This is a genomic window from Micromonospora mirobrigensis (assembly GCF_900091555.1).
Taxonomy (GTDB): domain Bacteria; phylum Actinomycetota; class Actinomycetes; order Mycobacteriales; family Micromonosporaceae; genus Micromonospora; species Micromonospora mirobrigensis.
In genome coordinates this window covers 55,260-72,026 of sequence record NZ_FMCX01000013.1, presented here as the reverse complement: position 1 = coordinate 72,026, position 16,767 = coordinate 55,260, and the positions used below count along the sequence as shown (strand labels likewise).

Genomic DNA, 16,767 nt, shown 5'->3' with positions numbered 1-16,767 from the left:
TCGCTGTCGACACCTACGTTCCGCCTGAAGGTGCCCCGGGGGCATGGGTGCGCCGCCTCATCTTGGCCCGCCGACCCTCCTTACCCACGGGCCTGCGGGGGGCGGTGGCGACGTAAGGTACTCAGCCGCCGCGAGAGCCGGCCGCGGATCAACGCCGGGCGGGGCGACCACTAGACTCTGCGGCATGGCAAAGCCCCAGGAGAAGGTCTCGTTCGGCCAGCGGCTGAAGCAGATCGGGATGGTGTTCCGGTTCACCGCCAAGCAGGACAGGTGGTTCGCCCCGCTGACCGCCGCGGCGGTGCTGCTCCCGCTCGCGCTCACCGTGGTCGCGGTGGTCCTGTGGGGCTGGCTCTGGCTGCCGATCGGCATCCTGATCACCCTGCTCGCCGTGCTGATCGTGCTGAACCTGCGGTCCAACAAGGCGATGATGAACGCCGCCGAGGGCCAGCCGGGCGCGGCGGCGCAGATCATGGAGAGCATGCGCGGCGACTGGCGGGTCACCCCGGCGGTCAGCTCCACCACCCAGATGGACATGGTCCACCTGGTGCTGGGCCGCCCCGGCGTGATCCTGCTGGCCGAGGGGAACCCGCAGCGGGTGCGCGGCCTGCTCGGGCAGGAGAAGCGGCGGCTGTCCAAGGTCATCGGCAGCGCCCCGCTGCACGACTACGTGATCGGCCAGGGCGAGGGTGAGCTGCCCATCCGCAAGCTGCGGATGACGCTGATGCGGCTGCCCCGCACGCTGGCCCCGAAGGACGTCAACGCCCTCGACAAGCGCCTCAAGGCGCTCACCGCCCGCCCGCAGATGCCCAAGGGCGCGATCCCGAAGAACATGCGGCCGCCGGGCGGCGCGTTCCGCCAGTCGCGGGGCCGCTGACCCCGATCGACGTACGCGAGGAGCCGGGCCCGTCCGACGACGGGCCCGGCTCTTTCCGTCTCCGGGTAAACCCGCCCCGGCCCGCCGTCGTCTGTAACCGGTGATGAGCACCCACGACGAAGCGGACTCGTTCGACGAGTTCGTCCGTAGCCGCTCCACCGCCCTGCTGCGGTCGGCGTACCTGCTGACCACCGACCGGCACGCCGCGGAGGACCTGCTCCAGGACGTCCTGGAGCGGCTGTACGCGAAGTGGCAGCGGGCCCGCTCGGCGCCGGACACGTACGCCCGGAAGATCCTGGTCAACCGCGCGGTCGACAGGTGGCGGTTCCGCGGCCGCCGGCCCGAGACGCCGCTGGGCGAGCGGACGGGTACACCGGCGCTCGACCACGCCGACCACGTGGTGGTCCGGCAGACCGTGCTGGCGGCGCTGCGTACCCTGCCGCCCCGGCAGCGGGCGGCCGTGGTGCTGCGCTACCTCGACGACCTCTCCGAGGCCGAGACCGCCCAGATCATGGGCTGCTCGGTCGGCGCGGTGAAGAGCCACACCGCGCGGGGCCTGACCCGGCTGCGGGAACAGGCCCAGCTCGGTCCGGCCGACCCGCCGGTGCTCATCTCCCCCACCGCCGAACCGACCCGGAGGACGCGATGACGAGCGACCTGGACCTCGACCCGGTACGCCGGGCCCTGACCATCACCGCCGACGGGGTGCGGCCACCCGCCGACCTGACGGACCGGGTCCGGCGCGGTGGCCGCCGCCGGGTGCGCCGCCGCCGGGCGGCCCTGGCCGGCACACTCGCGGTGCTGCTGGCCGGCGGCACGGCGGGGGTCGTGCAGCTGGCCCGGCCGCCCGCGTCGGCGCAGTTGGGCGGAGTGGCGGAACTGCTGCTGGACCAGCCGACCCGGGGCGACCTGGCCGACGACCGCCGCTGGCTGTCGACGGTGCTCGCCACCTACCGGCGGACCCGCGACGACAGCCCGCTGCGCGGCCTGGGGCTGACCCGACGGCCCGCCGGTGAACCCCACGTGACCTGGGCGGGCAGCACCCCGGCCGGCCCGGCGGCGGCGGTGGTGCAGCGGATGTGGACCGACCGGCACCAGCCGTCGGTGTTCATCTGGTTCGCCGGCACCGACCCGGCCGGTCGGGTGGAGCCGGTCGGCGCGGACATCCTGGCCGCGCCGGGCCGACCGGCCGGCTGGGGAAGCCGGGCCTTCCTGACCGGGGTCGACCGGTCGACGCTGGTGGTGCTCGACGTCGGCGGCGACGTGCAGTGGTCCGCGCGGCGGACCTACCGCGCCGACCGGGTCGTCCGCACCGACTGGCGACCGGTCACGTTCACCGACGGGGCCGCCGTGGTCCGGGTGCCCCCGCAGCGCGACCGGTACGCCGTGGCGGTCCGCGACGGGGCCGGGGCGTACCTGAGCCTCGGGAACCTCACCGACCCCACGGTGATCCCGGACGATCCCGGCCTCGGGTGGCGCACTCCGGCGGGCGGCGGTTGGCCGGCGGATCGACCGGCCCGCTTCCCGCTCGCTCCGCGCGGCGCCCTGTCCCTGGACACCGTGTTGATGTTCCTCGGCAAGGGCGACGCCGGCCAGCACGAGCCGGCCGGTGGGGCGACGGGGCGCGACTGGACGGCGTACGGCCGGACCGGGCGGGGCGAGTTGTTCGTGGCCGCCGACGTGCGCTTCGGCGGCGACCCCACCCGCACGGTGGTCTACATCCAGCCGCTCACCTCGACCGACCCGAGGTTCGGACCCGTCGTCACCGTGTACGGCGACGAGGTGGACCGGACGGCGCCGCTACCGGTCGCGGTCCGGCTGCCCGACGGGCGGGGCTGGCTGGTGGCCCGGAAGGACGCGACGCTGAGCTATCTGGACCACGACGGGCGCTGGCACCCCGCCGGCCGGAACGCCGCCCTGCTGCCCTCCACCGCCACCCGCGTCCGCGTCGACACCACGGAGGTCGCCCTCTAGCTCCGGCGGGCGGGGCGGGGGGCGTCGGTGACGACCGAGCCGGTGAGGCGGTCGTGCAGGCCACGGCGGTGCTCGTCCATGATCAGGGCGGGGACCACCAGCGCCAGCAGGGCGCCGCGGAGCAGGGCCCGGATCACCCCGATCCGGCCGCCGTCGGCCCAGGCGACGCAGCGGATCCTGGTGATGTACATGCCGGGGGTCTGGGCGAACAGGCCGAGGAAGAAGCCGTACTCCAGCACCAGCACCAGCACCGGGGCCCAGCCGTCGCGGACCGGGTCGGCGAAGAAGTTCGACACCAGCAGGCAGAGCACCCAGTCGACGATCAGCGCGCCGAACCGGCGGCCGAGGGTGGGCGGTGCGAACCCGGGGTCCCGGGCGGGCGGTACGGGGTGCGGCGTGGTCACAGCAGCCAAGGGTAGCCAGCCGCCCGCCGGGGCGTACGGACGGTCACCGTGGGTGTCGGACGCACCTCGCGGGCAAACGGACCAATGATGTTGAACTGCGACAGTCTGCACCGCCGGGTATCGTGCGAACGGACATCCCTGGGCGACTGAGCGGCGCGGATGACGCTGCGCGAGCGACGTAACACGGCAGAAACACTCAAGACATGGCAGGGCAACCCTGCGGTCATACCGTCGCCAGGAGCCCAGCCACCCCGTGGACGTGCCAGGAGGACGTGTGTTCGCCAATCCCGAGGAACTCCTGCGATACCTCAAGAACGAGGACGTGAAGTTCGTCGACGTACGTTTCTGTGACCTGCCCGGCGTGATGCAGCACTTCAACCTGCCGGTGGAGTCCTTCGACGACAGCGTCTTCAGCGACGGTCTCGCCTTCGACGGGTCGTCGATCCGCGGCTTCCAGTCGATCCACGAGTCGGACATGCTCCTGCTCCCGGACGTCGCGAGCGCCTTCATCGACCCGTTCCGCGCGCAGAAGACCCTCGCGCTGAACTTCTTCGTCCACGACCCGTTCACCCGCGAGGCCTACTCCCGGGACCCGCGGAACGTGGCCAAGAAGGCCGAGGCGTACCTGGCCGCGAGCGGCATCGCCGACACCGCGTACTTCGGCGCCGAGGCGGAGTTCTACATCTTCGACTCGATCCGCCACGAGACCTCGGCGCACCAGTCGTTCTACTACATCGACTCGATCGAGGGCGCCTGGAACACGGGTCGCGAGGAGCCGGGCGGCAACCGCGGCTACAAGACCGCGTACAAGGGCGGCTACTTCCCGGTGCCGCCGGTGGACCACTACGCCGACCTGCGCGACAGCATGGTCCGCCGCCTGGTCGACGCCGGCTTCACCGTGGAGCGCTCGCACCACGAGGTCGGCACCGCCGGGCAGTCGGAGATCAACTACAAGTTCTCCACCCTGCTGCACTCGGCCGACCAGCTCCAGCTCTTCAAGTACCTGATCAAGAACGAGGCGTGGGCCGCCGGCAAGACCGCCACGTTCATGCCGAAGCCGCTCTTCGGTGACAACGGCTCGGGCATGCACACCCACCAGAGCCTCTGGCTGAACGGCGAGCCGCTGTTCTACGACGAGACCGGCTACGCCGGCCTGTCGGACACCGCCCGCTGGTACATCGGCGGTCTGCTGCACCACGCCCCGTCGCTGCTGGCCTTCACCAACCCGACGGTCAACTCGTACCGCCGGCTGGTGCCGGGCTTCGAGGCGCCGGTCAACCTGGTCTACTCGCAGCGCAACCGCTCCGCCTGCACCCGCATCCCGGTCACCGGCAGCAACCCGAAGGCCAAGCGGGTCGAGTTCCGGGTGCCGGACCCGTCCAGCAACCCGTACCTCGCCTTCTCGGCGATGATGATGGCCGGCCTGGACGGCATCAAGAACAAGATCGAGCCGCCGGCTCCGATCGACAAGGACCTGTACGACCTGCCGCCGGAGGAGTGGGGCGACGTCAAGCAGGTACCGGGCTCGCTGCCGGCCGTCCTGGACGCCCTCGAGGCCGACCACGACTACCTGCTCGACGGCGGCGTCTTCACGCCGGACCTGATCTCCACCTGGGTCGGCTGGAAGCGGGCCAACGAGGTCGACCCGGTGCGCCTGCGCCCGACCCCGCACGAGTTTGCGATGTACTTCGACTGCTGAGGTAACTCAAGGCGCTGACCTGCACCAACAGGATCACCACCGATCTTGGGTACAGGTTGGGTACAACCTCACGGACGGCGGTCATGCCCGGCTCACAGCCGGCGTGGCCGCCGTTTCGTGTTGGCCGAAGGCACCGTCAACGAGCTGCACCGCTGCGGCTCATTTTCTGTTCCAGACCGCGTTCTGATCGGTGCTCGGGTCCTTCATGGTGAGGTTCTTGCCGTCGGCGCTCAGCGAGCCGTCCAAGGAGTACCTGGTGATGCCGCAGTCGAACTCGAACCGGTACGCCCTCTTGCCCTGACTCTTGGTGGCGCCGGTGCATGAGACGCCCACACTGGCCGACAGTGAACCGTCGTCGCGCACCGTCATCGTCCGCGAACCATTCTCCGCCATGACCCAGGTGCCAGCGAGCGACGGTCCGTCGCCACCTCCGCAGCCGGTCGCGAACAGTGCGACGCCGAATGCCAACCCCACCAGTCCCCTGCGAGTACGCACGTCTACCCCTCCCCGTGTGCCGAGAGCCTATCGACAACGGGCGGGCCGCCCCCGCCCCGCCGCTCGAGCGGGGGCACTCGCGCCACCGGAGCGGGGGCACTCAGCGCGCTGTCGACCTGATGTCGTGAACGACTCAACCGACCGCGATTCGTTCACGACATCAGGTCCACAGGGCTCGGTGGCCATGGTGCCGGCGCGGGAAACCTCCCGCAGCGGCCGCGGCACGGACCCCAGGGTCAGCCCTGGCCAGACGAACGCTCGGCGGCCCGGGCACGGTGCAGCGCCGCCCGCACCCCGGTCACCGCGAGCACCACCACCAGCGCCGCCATGACCACCGCCCCCGGCGCCTTGGTGTACCGGGCCAGGCTGGTGCCGTCGGGCAGGGTGAGCACCGACGCCACCGCGCAGGGCAGCACGAACCACCGGGTCCGGGCCGCCGGCGCCGTCGCCGCCAGCAGGAAGAGCGGCCAGGTCGCGTACCAGGGGTGGAAGACCGGCGAGAGCAGCACCGTGGCGGCCAGGGCGAGGCCCGCGCCGAGCAGCGCCACCCGGGGCCGGTCCGCGGGCTGCCGGCGCAGCGTCGTCCAGGCCCACCACCAGAGCGCCACCAGCACCACCGCCAGCAGCACCAGTGCCACCGCCCGGGCCACCGGCACGGCGCCCCGCCCCGCGCCGGTCCACACCCGCACGTAGTCGACCACGAACCCGACCGCGGTCGGCGGCGACGTCCACTGCCGGGTGTCGCCGCTGCGGGCCAGCCCGGCCAGCCAGCCCGGGCCGAGCCCGGAGAGCAGCGAGGTGGCCACCAGCGTGCCGAGCGCCCCGACGACCAGCAGCCCACCGTCGCGCAGCAGGGCCCGCCCGTTGTACCGCCCGGCGACGGCGAGCAGCGCGGCGAAGGGCAGCACCACCACCGCGGTCGCCTTCACCCCGACGGCCAGGCCGAACAGCACCCCGGCGAGGAGCAGCGCGGCGGGCCGGCCGGGCAGCCGGACCAGCACCAGCAGGCCGAGCAGGAGCAGCCCGAGCAGCACGGCGTCGTTGTGCGCACCGGCCACCAGGTGCACCCCGACCAGCGGGCAGGCCAACGCCAGCCAGGCCGCCCGCCGGGTCGGCACCCCGGCTGCCCGGGCCAACCCCGGCAGGCAGAGCGCGGCCAGCAGCACCCCGGCCACGGCGTACAGCCGCAGCACCACGATCGTGCCGGTCAGCCCGCCACCGAGGGTCACCGCCAGCGCCGCGAGCAGCAGGAACGGCGGCCCGTACGGCGCCGGGGTGTCCCGCCAGATCGGCGCCACCGTGTCCACCCACGGACAGCCCGCCGCCGCCACCCCGGTCGTGTACGGGTCACGCCCGGCCGCGTACGACCAGCCCTGGCAGGCGTACGAGTAGGCGTCGCGGCTGCCGATCGGGGGCGCGACGAGCAGCGGCAGCAGCCACAGCCCGGCGGTCAGGTACGCCCACCGGGTCGACGGGGCACCCGCGCGCAACGCCCACCAGCAGCCCACCAGCAGACCGGTGCCGACCAGCCAGCAGGCCAGCACGGCCGGACCGCGCCCGGACCGCCACAGGTCACCGAACCCGCCGTCGGCGTCACCGGGCAGCGCCCCGCCGAGCCAACCGGCCAGGGTCAGCAGCACCGCTCCGGCCAGGCCGCCCCAGCGGGCAGACCGGGCCCGGGCGGGCGGTTCGGACCGGAACCGCGGGTCGGGAGCGACGGTGTGCGACACCGGCGGCCCCTCCTCGCTCGGCGGCCCGACCACCGGCCCGCTTGACCGGCCGACGCAGCCGGCGGCCCTTTCCTAGGGCGACGCGGGTCGACCGGCGGTCAGCTCCGGGTCGGGCCGGCGGTCCGCCCGAGCCGACCGTACCAACCGGACGACGACCCAGATCAGCAATGCGGTCATCAACGGCGCACCGGGCATCTTGGTGTACCGGGCCAGTCCGGTGCCGTCCGGCAGGATCAGGAACGACGCGACCAGCGCGACCACCACGTACCAGCGGTGCCGCACCGGTGCGGTGGCGGCGAGCACGGTCAGCGGCCAGACCCAGTACCAGGGGTGCACCACCGGGGAGAGCACCACGGTCAGCACCAGTGCGATCCCGGCCTGGTAGAGCGGGTCGGGCCGGCGCAGCGCCCGGAACCAGAGCAGCACCAGCAGCACCGCGAGCAGCACCACGGCGATGCCCCGGGTCACCGGCAGCGCGTCGATGTGCGCGCCGAAGAGCCGGGCCACCATGCCGACGGTCTGGCCCACGGCGGTCGGCGGCGACGTCCAGGCGATGGCCACCCCACCCTCGGAGAGCCCACCCACCCAGCCGAAGTCCAGGCCGGCCGCGTAGGTCACCCCGACCACTGTGCCGACCGCGCCGACCACCACCGGCCAGCCGTCCCGGATCAGCGACCGGAGGCCGACCGGGCCGGCGATCGCGGCCAGGGCGGCGAACGGCACCACCACCACGGCGGTCATCTTGATCGCGCAGGCCAGCCCGATCAGCACGCCCCCGCCGAGCAGCGCCCAACGCCGGCCCGGCCGGCTGGCCACCACGGCCAGCCCGGCCACCAGCACGCCCACCATCAGCCCGTCGTTGTGCGGGCCGCCGACCACGTGCATGACCACCAGCGGGCAGGCCAGCGCCAGCCAGAGCGCCCGCTGCGGGGCGACGCCGCAGCGCCGGGCCAGCACCGGCAGGGCGTACGCGGTCAGCACCACCCCGGCCAGGGCCATCACCCGGAACAGCACGATGCTCGCGGTCAGCGAGCCGGTCACCTTAACCACCGCCCCGGCGATCACCACGAACAGCGGCCCGTACGGCGCCGGGGTGTCCCGCCAGATGAACGAGATGGTGTCCAGCCACGGGCAGGGCAGCGCGGAGACGCCCTGCTCGTACGGGCTGATCCCGGCGCCGTAGCTGGCCCCCTGGCAGGCGTACGCGTAGACGTCGCGGCTGCCGAACGGCGCGGCGAACAGCATCGGCAGCAGCCAGAGCCCGATGGTGACCAGCGCCCAGCGGGTGGACGGCACGGCGTCGCGCAGCCGCCACCAGGCCCAGGCCAGCAGCGCGGTGCCGACCAGCCAGAGCGCGATCACCAGCGGCCCGTTCGGGCCCTGCCAGATCTTCACCGGGTTGGTACGCAGCGGCGAGTCGCGCAACGCCCCGCCCAGCCAGGCGGCCAGGGCGAGCAGCAACGATCCGGCGAGACCCGTCCAGCGGGTCAGGCGCGGTTGGTCCACGGTCAGCATCTCCCGTTCGGCCGCAGGGAACTCGACACCCGGTAGTCGCCCGGGGCGGCGGCCCGGAGCGTGGTGAAGCCGTCCGCGCCGGGGGCGAGACAGCCGTCGGGGCCGGTGAGGGTGAGCCAGCGGGACCAACGGACCCGGACCGGCACGTCGCCGGGGCTCGGCACGGTGAGCGTGACCGTGGCCCGGTCGGCGGCGACCAGCCGGCCCGGCGCGCCGACCAGCGGCGTCGGGTCGGCCACCGCGTACAGCCGCCAGGTGTCGTCCCGCCACACCTCACGCAGGTACGGCTGGCCGGCCTCGACCAGGTCCGCCTCGGCGCGGCCGTACCGGTCGGGCACGCTGGCCGGGGCGAGCGCCACGTAGCCGACCGCCTCCCGGCGCAGCCACCGCCGGTACCGGTCGGCGGTCAGCTCGCCTTCGTAGAACAGCGCGTTGCGGTCGGTGTCGACCTGGCGTTCCCAGCCCCGGGCCAGCGGCACGGTCGGCGGCAGGTACGCCGACTCCCAGTGGTCGCGCAGCGGCACCACCTCGACCCGGCCGGCCGGCTGCCGGCGGGCCAGCTCCTCGGCGAGCGGGCGGTAGAACCCGGCGTCGGCCTCGGCGGAACCGGCCCGGCCCAGGTCGTTGGTCATCACCGGGTTCTGCCACCAGACCATCGCGGCGAGCAGGGCGGCCAGCCAGGCCGGGGGCAGCGCGGCGAACGCGGCGACCACCGGCACGGCGAACAGCAGCGACAGCCGGGTCGCGTTGGAACCGACCGGGCTGGGCAGGTAGAACGCGGCGACCACCAGCACGGCCGTGAGCGCCGCCCCGATCCGCAGCGCCCACCGGCGGCGGGGCAGGACGAAGAACACCAGCACGGCCAGCGCCACGTTGAGCCGCATCGACTCGGGGGCGTACGGCTGGGTGCCGCCGTTGCCGAAGAGCACCGCCATCGGCGCGAGCGCCACGGCCGGGGCGAGGCAGAGGACCAGGGGTTCGGCGACCGGGCGGTCCAGTCGCCAGCCGCCGGGCAGCGGCCGACCGGGGCCGGGGCCGCGGCGCAGGCCGGCCAGGAGCAGCGCCGCGCCGGCCAGCCCGGTGAAGAGCCCGGCGACCGGGCTGGCCCAGGTGGACAGGGCGGCGAGCAGCGCGGCGAGGACCAGCCGGGCCGGGCGCGACGGGCGGGACGCCGACACGGCGCAGAGGGCGGCCAGCCCGAACGCCAGCCCGACGGCGAAGGTGACCCGGCCGCTGACCAGGTTGCCGACCAGCACCACCGCGCCGAGCACGCCGCCGGTCAGCGGCCGGCGGGCCCGGTGGACGGCCAGCAGCCAGCCCAACGCTGCGGCGCCGGCCACCGCGGCGGCCACCCCGAGCGGGCGCACGCCGACCAGGGCGCCGAGCGCTCCGGTGAAGAGGCTGTAGCCGAACTGGTTCACCCCGCCGTACCAGCCCAGGTCGATCGGGGTGGCACCGTACCGGTCGGCGAAGTCGGCGCGGGCAACCTGGGCGGCCAGGTCGGTGCCCATCGGCCCGGCGAGCAGGAACGCGACGCCGAGCAGCGCGGCGACCGCCGCGGACACCCCGGCGGCGACCGCCGGGGCGGCGGGTGGGCGCTCAGGCATCCAGCACCCGTTCCATCGCGGTGCGGGAGCGCCGGGCGGTGCGCAGGTACTCGTCGAGGAACTCCCCCGGGTCGTCGCGGCCGAGCAGCCGGGCCACCCCGGCCAGCTCGACCCCGTGCCGGGGCAGCTGGTCGCCGGCCCGGCCCCGGACCAGCATCAGCGCGTTGCGGACCTGCGCGGCGAGGGTCCAGCCGGCGGCCATCGCCGCCGCGTCCTCCGCGTCGACCAGGCCGGCGTCGCGGGCGGCGTCGAGCCCGTCGAGGGTACGCGTGCCGCGCAGCTGCGGGTGAACGCCGGCGTGCCGGAGCTGGAGCAGCTGCACCGCCCACTCCACGTCGGAGAGCCCGCCCCGGCCCAGCTTGGTGTGGGTGGCCGGGTCGGCGCCCCGGGGCAGCCGTTCGGTCTCCACCCGGGCCTTGATCCGGCGGATTTCCACCACCTGCTCGCGGGTCAGCCCGTCGGCCGGCCAACGGACCGGGGCGATCATCTCCTCGAACCGGTCGCCCAGGTCGGCGTCGCCGCAGACGAACCGGGCGCGCAGCAGCGCCTGCGCCTCCCACACCTTGGACCAGCGGGCGTAGTACTGCTGGTAGGCGGCGAGGCTGCGGACCAGCGGGCCCTGCCGGCCCTCGGGGCGCAGGTCGGCGTCGACGCCCAGCGCCGGGTCAGGGGCGGGCATGCCGAGCAGCCGGCGCAGCTCCTCGGCGATCGCTTGCGCGGCGGCACTGGCCTGGCTGTCGTTGCCGCCCGGCGGCGGGTCGTAGACGAAGAGCACGTCGGCGTCGGAGAGGTAGTTCGACTCGTACCCGCCGAGCCGGCCCATCCCGATGATCGCGAAGCGCAGTCCGGGCAGCTCCGGGCGGGCGGCCCGGGCGATGCGCAGCGCGGCGGTGAGGGTGGCGTCGGTCACCGCGGACAGGGCGGTGCCGACCGTGGTGACGTCGGCCAGCGGGGCGGCCGTCGCGCCACGCTCGGGGCGGGGGGCCAGCCCACCGGCGCGGCTGAGCAGGTCGGCGCAGGAGAGCCGGACCAGTTCCCGGCGGCGCAGCGCGCGGACCGCCCGGGTGGCCTGCACGGGGTCGGTGTGCCGGGCGGCGGCGGCGGTGAAGCCGTCGCAGAGCACCTCCGGGCCGCGCGGGGTCAGCTCGGTGTCGTCGGCGAGCAGCCGCAGCGCCTCCGGCTCGCGGGCCAGCAGGTCGGCCGCGTACCGGGAGGAGGAGAGGACCCGGGCCAGCCGGCGGGCCACCGGGCCCTCGTCGCGCAGCAGCCGCAGGTACCAGGGGGTGCTGCCCAGCGAGTCCGAGACCTGCCGGTAGTTCAGCAGGCCGCGGTCCGGTTCGGGGGCGTCGGCGAACTCCGACAGCAGCACCGGCAGCAGGGTGCGCTGGATGGCGGCGGTCCGGCTGACCCCGCCGGTGAGGGCCTGGAGGTGGCGCAGCGCCCCGGCGGGGTCGGCGAAGCCGAGCGTCTTGAGCCGGTTGCGGGCCGCCTCGGGGGTGAGGCGCAGGCCGTCGGCGGGTACCCGGGCCACCGACTCCAGCAGCGGCCGGTAGAGCAGCTTGGCGTGCAGCCGGCGTACCTCGCTGGCGTGGGTGACCCACTCGGCGCGGAACTCCTCGACGGCGCTGCGGCCCGGCGCGGCCTGGTAGCCGAGGGCTGCGGCCAGCCAGCGCAGCGCGGCCGGCTCGGTCGGTACGGTGTGGGTGCGGCGCAGGCCCTGGAGTTGCAGCCGGTGCTCGACGGCGCGCAGGAAGCGGTAGCCGCGCAGCAGCGCCTCGCCGTCGGCGCGGCCGACGTAGCCGCCGGCGACCAGCGCGCGCAGCGCGGGGATGGTGCCCGGAACCCGCAGCGACTCGTCGCCCCGGCCGTGCACCAGTTGCAGCAGCTGCACCGCGAACTCGATGTCCCGCAGGCCGCCGGAGCCGCGCTTGATCTCGCGGTCCAGCTCCTTGGCCGGGATGTTCTCGATGATCCTCCGGCGCATCGACCGGACGTCCTGGACCGCCTCGGGGCGTTCCGCGGCGGTCCAGACCAGCGGGGCCAGCGAGCTGATCCACTCACCGGCCAGCGCCAGGTCACCGGCGGCCGGACGGGCCTTGAGCAGGGCCTGGAACTCCCAGGTGCGGGCCCAGCGGCGGTAGTAGGCCAGGTGGCTGGCCAGGGTGCGCACCAGCGGACCCCGGTTGCCCTCCGGGCGCAGCGCGGCGTCGACCGGCCAGGCGACCAGCCCGCAGACACCGATCAGCCGGGCGGCGACCGTGGTGGCGACGGCCAGGTCGGCGTCGTCGGCGGCCACGAAGATCACGTCGACGTCGGAGACGTAGTTCAGCTCGTCGCCGCCGCACTTGCCCATCGCCACCACGGCCAGCGCCGGCTCGGGCGTGCCGTCGGGCAGCTCACCCACCGCGATCCGGTACGCCTGCGCGAGGGTGGCGTCGGCCAGCGCGGAGAGCGCCGCCATGGTCTGCTCCAGCCCCCGCCCGCCGGTGAGGTCGGCCGCGGCGATCCGCAACAGCGCCAGCCGGTACGCCTGCCGCAGCACCGCCACCGGCTGCGTCGACGGGGTCAACCGGCCGGCCAGGTCGAGGTCCAACCGCCCGTCGGCGGTGGGGGCCAGGCCGTCGGCGGCGGTGTTCAGCACCGTCCACTGTCCCGGATTGGCGACCAGGTGGTCGCCGAGGGCCGACGAGGCGCCCAGCACGGCGACCAGCCGCCGGCGCAGCCCCGGGTCGTCGTGCAGCGCGTCCAGCACCGTCGAGGTGCCGGTGTCCCGGCGTTCGGCCTCCACCAGCCGGTGCAGCTGGCGCAGCGCCAGGTCCGGGTCGGCGGCCCGGGAGAGCGCGGCGAGCAGCTCGGCGGCCCGCTCGCCGGCGGGCTCCTGCTCCTGCGCGCGCCACAGCCCGAGGCCGTCCGGGCCGAGCAGGTCGGCGGCGCGAACCCCGCCGTCCCCCTCGGCGAAGCCGTACCGGGCGAGGCGTCCCCTGGCCGGTCTGGTCATCGCCTCAGTGCCCGAGCAGGGGCAGGCCGGGCCGGGTGACGTCGTCGCCCAGCTCGCCCATGGCAAGGGCGGCGAACCGGACGGCGAACGGCTGCCAGACCTCCTCCACGTCGGCCAGCACCCGGTCGCAGGCGGCCACCACCAGCTCCTCGTCGTAGCCCAGCTCGGCCAGCAGCTCCGAGTCGCGGGCCCACTCGGCGATCATCGCGGTGTCGCACTCGATGTGGAACTGGAGGCCCCAGGCCCGGTCGCCGAGGCGGAACGCCTGGTGCGGGTAGCGGGTGGAGGCGGCCAGCAGGGTGGCTCCCCGGGGCAGCTCGGTGATCTCGTCGGAGTGCCACTGGAGCACGTCCGGGATCAGCGGCACGTACCTGAACAGCGGGTCGCCCTCGGCGGCGTCCCGCTTGCCGACCACGCCCGGCCCGACCTCCGGCCCGGAGGGGCTGCGCTCGACCTGCCCGGCGTGCGCGGTGGCGAGCAGCTGCGCGCCGAGGCAGACGCCGAGGGTGGGCAGCCGGCGCCGGACGGCCTTGCGCAGCAACCCCTCCAGCGCCGGGAACCAGGGCGCGCCGGGCGTCCCGTCGGGCAGCGGGTACGCCTGCTGGTCGCCGCCGAGCACCACCAGCGCGGCGTACCCGTCGAGGTCGGCGGGGAGGTCGTCGCCGGCGTGCGGGCGCAGCACGGACAGCTCCAGCCCGCCCTCGGCCAGCCAGTCGCCGAGCCGGCGGAGGTCGTCGGTCGGGTCGTTCTCGATCACCAGCGCGGTTGCCACGCCGTCGAGGCTAACGGGTAGGCCCACGCCCGCTGGGAACGGCTCGGCCGGCACCGGCGTTAGGCTCGGTCGTCGTGACCACCTCCGCGCTGCGCCCGCCCGTCCTGCGCCCCGGCGACCCGGTGATGCTCGTCTCGCCGTCCGGGCCGACCACCCCCGAGCTGGTGGCCCGGGGTGTGGAGCTGCTCACCGGCTGGGGGCTGCGGCCCGTGCTGGGACCGAACGCGTACGCCCGGCACGGCTACCTGGCCGGCGACGACGTGCTGCGGGCCGCGGACCTGAACGCCGCGTTCGCCGACCCGGAGATCCGCGGGGTGATCTGCACCCGGGGCGGCTACGGCGCGCAGCGGGTGGTCGACCTGATCGACATGGCGGCGGTCCGGAGCGACCCGAAGGTGGTGGCCGGCTTCTCCGACATCACCGCCCTCCAGTTCGCGCTCTGGCGAGGCGCCCGGTTGGCGGGCGTGCACGGGCCGGGCGCGGCGTGGCGGGACGAGCGCCTGCCGCTGGCCTCGGTGGAGTCGATGCACGCCGCGCTGATGACCCCCGCGCCGGTGACGGTCGCGGCGGTCGCGGCCGAGGAGAGCTTCGGCGTACGGGTGCCGGGCCGGGCCGAGGGCGTCCTGCTCGGCGGCAACCTGTGCCTGATCACCGCCTCGATCGGCACCGCCGACATGCCCGACCTGACCGGGGCGGTGCTGCTGGTCGAGGAGGTGCAGGAGCCGCCGTACAAGATCGACCGGATGCTCACCCACCTGCGCCGCGCGGGCGCGCTGGACGGGCTGGCCGGGGTGGCGGTGGGCCAGTTCACCGACTGCGCGGACGGCTGGGACACCACGGTGGTCGACGTGCTCACCGACCGGCTGGGCGACCTCGGCGTGCCGGTGCTGGGCGGGCTGCCGATCGGCCACGGCCCGGGGCAGCTCACCGTCCCGGTCGGCACCCCGGCGGTGCTGGACGCGACGGCGGGCACCTTGACCGTCGCGCCGGCGGTGCGCTGACCACCCGGCCGGGCACGTTCGGGCACTGAACTCCCATAACCGCAGAAAAGGTGAAAAACCGTCGGTACGGTCCCAACCAGGCCATACCTGACAGGACCTCGCGTGTCGGCCGGGGTCACCGGCTCTGCGGAGGAGCAGCATGAAGCGTCGGAACGGGTTGCGGATGGCGGTGCTGATCGGCTCGGTGGCCGTGGCCGCCCTGGCGTCCGCCCAGGCGGTGCCGTTCGCCCTGGCGGACGGCGCGGGGCAGGTCGAGGGGGACGGCGGCGGCCACCGACCACCGTACCCACCGCCCTCGCCGCAGCCGTCCCCGACGCAGTCGCCACCGATCCAGCTGCCACCACCACCGCCACAGGATGCCTGGGCGTGGACCCAGCTCGTCCCGGCGGGCGCCCAGGTCCGGTTCGTCACCCCGGCCGGTAGCTGCCCGATCCTGGTGGTGACCACCGGCGGGCAGCCGGTGCGGCGCCAGATGGTGCAGGAGAGCACGGTGAGCATGTATCCCACCACCGCCACCGTCTGCACCCGGCTCGTCCCGCCGGCCGCCACCGCCGCCCGGATCGACGTGACGACCAGCCCGGTGCCGGTGAACGCCGGCGTCAACGGCGCGGTCCCGCTGCCGAACTGGACCCAGCTCGGCGCCGCCACGTCCCGACCGGCCAACATCGCCGAGATCGGCGACACCGGCTGCCGGATCCCGGCGGTGGGCGCGGCGCAGGTCTGCCAGAACACACCGTCGAACTGGCCGCTGCAGAACGTGGCGAACGCGGCGGCCGCCAGGCCGGTCCCGCCGGACCTGGTGATCCACACCGGCGACTACATCTACCGGACCCTGGTCCAGACGCAACCGGCGCCGCTCTGCGGCGGCCCGAGCACGAGCCTGAACTACCGCACCTGGGGCTGCCTGGTCACCGACTTCTTCGAGCCGGCGGCGGCGCTGCTGAGGACGGCGCCGTTCGTGTTCGTTCGCGGCAACCACGAGACCTGCCAGCGCGCCGGTGAGGTGTGGTTCCGCTACCTTGCGCCCACCCTGAGCACGACCGCGTGCAGTCCCGGGGCGGTGCAGGACTACAGCCCGCCGGTCCGGCTCAACGCCGGCACCCTCGGGTTGCTGCTGACGGACACCTCCTGCGCCGGCGACGACCTGAACCCGCCGACCTGTGACACGGCATCCGGGCTCGCCAGGTACACGGCGCAGTTCAACCAGGTCAACAACACCCTGGTCCGGCCGGGCGACAACTTCCTGCTCAGTCACACGCCGATCTGGGCGGTGGTCGCCCAGAACATGGCCGGCAACCCGGTCTGGATCACACCGGTGCTGGAGAACGCGGTCGCGGCCACCACAGTCGGCATGCTCGACGCGCGGATCGACCTGATCCTCTCCGGGCACGTCCACCTCTACCAGATGCTTGACTTCGGCACCGCCACCCCGCGCCGCCCGCCGCAGGTGACCGTGGGCGACTCGGGCACCGCACTGGACGACAAGAACTGGCAGGACGCCAACCTGATCAACAAGCCCGTCGACGGCGTGCCCCTCGTTCACCTGGTCACCGTGCGGGACTTCGGCTACGCGGTGCTGCGCGACGTCGGCACCACCTGGAACCTGCGGCACTTCGACCAGGCCGGCGCCGTCGTGCCGGGCACCAACTGCAACCTGGTCGGCTCCGAGTTCCCCAACTGCGTCTGAGCCGCGCTCTT

Annotated in this window: 13 protein-coding genes; 6 read left to right on the top strand and 7 right to left on the bottom strand. The window is 74.5% G+C overall.

Annotated elements, in window-relative coordinates:
- Positions 1 to 184: 184 nt before the first annotated feature.
- From GA0070564_RS27660 to GA0070564_RS27650, 3 genes are all read left to right on the top strand, one after another.
- The gene (locus GA0070564_RS27660) at positions 185 to 874 is read left to right on the top strand and encodes a DUF4191 domain-containing protein (protein ID WP_091615747.1); all 690 of its coding nucleotides are present in this window, start codon (positions 185 to 187) and stop codon (positions 872 to 874) included.
- A gap of 103 nt (positions 875 to 977) precedes the next feature.
- Positions 978 to 1,523: a SigE family RNA polymerase sigma factor gene (locus GA0070564_RS27655; protein WP_091615742.1), complete on the top strand. Its 546-nt coding sequence runs from the start codon at positions 978 to 980 to the stop codon at positions 1,521 to 1,523.
- Positions 1,520 to 2,848, top strand: coding sequence for a hypothetical protein (locus GA0070564_RS27650; protein ID WP_091615738.1), 1,329 nt, complete (start codon positions 1,520 to 1,522; stop codon positions 2,846 to 2,848). Before GA0070564_RS27655 ends, GA0070564_RS27650 begins: the two co-directional genes overlap by 4 nt.
- Here GA0070564_RS27650 and GA0070564_RS27645 read toward each other — a convergent pair.
- On the bottom strand, positions 2,845 to 3,252 hold the full coding sequence (locus GA0070564_RS27645; protein ID WP_091615733.1) for an RDD family protein: 408 nt from the start codon (positions 3,250 to 3,252) through the stop codon (positions 2,845 to 2,847). The two genes, GA0070564_RS27650 and GA0070564_RS27645, sit on opposite strands and share 4 nt — an antisense overlap.
- A 274-nt stretch (positions 3,253 to 3,526) precedes the next feature.
- Here GA0070564_RS27645 and glnA point away from each other — a divergent pair, with 274 nt between their 5' ends.
- Positions 3,527 to 4,951 carry a type I glutamate--ammonia ligase gene (glnA, locus tag GA0070564_RS27640; protein WP_091615730.1) on the top strand — a complete coding sequence of 475 codons (1,425 nt, stop codon included), beginning with the start codon at positions 3,527 to 3,529 and terminating at the stop codon, positions 4,949 to 4,951.
- 159 nt (positions 4,952 to 5,110) lie between these two features.
- On the opposite strand, the gene GA0070564_RS27635 is transcribed toward glnA, so the two are convergent.
- From GA0070564_RS27635 to GA0070564_RS27610, 6 genes are all read right to left on the bottom strand, one after another.
- Positions 5,111 to 5,446 (bottom strand): hypothetical protein, encoded by a 336-nt coding sequence (locus GA0070564_RS27635; RefSeq protein ID WP_141714886.1) that lies wholly within the window; start codon positions 5,444 to 5,446, stop codon positions 5,111 to 5,113.
- A 236-nt stretch (positions 5,447 to 5,682) separates the two neighbouring features.
- Positions 5,683 to 7,176, bottom strand: a complete 1,494-nt coding sequence (gene mptB / locus GA0070564_RS27630) for a polyprenol phosphomannose-dependent alpha 1,6 mannosyltransferase MptB (protein WP_091615825.1) — start codon at positions 7,174 to 7,176, stop codon at positions 5,683 to 5,685.
- Between the two features lie 72 nt (positions 7,177 to 7,248).
- Entirely contained in the window at positions 7,249 to 8,691 is a 1,443-nt protein-coding gene (mptB, locus tag GA0070564_RS27625) for a polyprenol phosphomannose-dependent alpha 1,6 mannosyltransferase MptB (protein WP_091615724.1), read from the bottom strand.
- A complete protein-coding gene (locus tag GA0070564_RS27620; RefSeq protein ID WP_176730873.1) occupies positions 8,685 to 10,298 on the bottom strand; it encodes a hypothetical protein in 1,614 nt (537 codons plus the stop codon). Before GA0070564_RS27620 ends, mptB (GA0070564_RS27625) begins: the two co-directional genes overlap by 7 nt.
- Positions 10,291 to 13,296: a bifunctional [glutamine synthetase] adenylyltransferase/[glutamine synthetase]-adenylyl-L-tyrosine phosphorylase gene (locus GA0070564_RS27615; RefSeq protein ID WP_091615720.1), complete on the bottom strand. Its 3,006-nt coding sequence runs from the start codon at positions 13,294 to 13,296 to the stop codon at positions 10,291 to 10,293. Before GA0070564_RS27615 ends, GA0070564_RS27620 begins: the two co-directional genes overlap by 8 nt.
- A gap of 4 nt (positions 13,297 to 13,300) precedes the next feature.
- On the bottom strand, positions 13,301 to 14,068 hold the full coding sequence (locus tag GA0070564_RS27610) for a type 1 glutamine amidotransferase (RefSeq protein ID WP_091615717.1): 768 nt from the start codon (positions 14,066 to 14,068) through the stop codon (positions 13,301 to 13,303).
- A 125-nt stretch (positions 14,069 to 14,193) separates the two neighbouring features.
- Between GA0070564_RS27610 and GA0070564_RS27605 the strand changes: the two genes are divergently transcribed.
- Positions 14,194 to 15,069 (top strand): S66 peptidase family protein, encoded by an 876-nt coding sequence (locus GA0070564_RS27605; protein WP_091615822.1) that lies wholly within the window; start codon positions 14,194 to 14,196, stop codon positions 15,067 to 15,069.
- 139 nt (positions 15,070 to 15,208) lie between these two features.
- Complete coding sequence (locus GA0070564_RS27600; protein WP_091615713.1) at positions 15,209 to 16,756, top strand: metallophosphoesterase; 1,548 nt, start codon at positions 15,209 to 15,211, stop codon at positions 16,754 to 16,756.
- The last annotated feature ends 11 nt before the right edge of the window (positions 16,757 to 16,767 follow it).

Excerpts from the sequence above, each read along its gene's own strand:
- GA0070564_RS27650 (WP_091615738.1), top strand. The coding sequence starts at position 1,520 with ATGACGAGCGACCTGGACCTCGACCCGGTACGCCGGGCCCTGACCATC.
- GA0070564_RS27605 (WP_091615822.1), top strand. The coding sequence starts at position 14,194 with ATGCTCGTCTCGCCGTCCGGGCCGACCACCCCCGAGCTGGTGGCCCGG.
- GA0070564_RS27620 (WP_176730873.1), bottom strand. The coding sequence starts at position 10,298 with ATGCCTGAGCGCCCACCCGCCGCCCCGGCGGTCGCCGCCGGGGTGTCC.
- GA0070564_RS27600 (WP_091615713.1), top strand. The coding sequence starts at position 15,209 with ATGAAGCGTCGGAACGGGTTGCGGATGGCGGTGCTGATCGGCTCGGTG.
- GA0070564_RS27655 (WP_091615742.1), top strand. The coding sequence starts at position 978 with ATGAGCACCCACGACGAAGCGGACTCGTTCGACGAGTTCGTCCGTAGC.
- mptB (WP_091615724.1), bottom strand. The coding sequence starts at position 8,691 with ATGCTGACCGTGGACCAACCGCGCCTGACCCGCTGGACGGGTCTCGCC.
- GA0070564_RS27615 (WP_091615720.1), bottom strand. The coding sequence starts at position 13,296 with ATGACCAGACCGGCCAGGGGACGCCTCGCCCGGTACGGCTTCGCCGAG.
- GA0070564_RS27660 (WP_091615747.1), top strand. The coding sequence starts at position 185 with ATGGCAAAGCCCCAGGAGAAGGTCTCGTTCGGCCAGCGGCTGAAGCAG.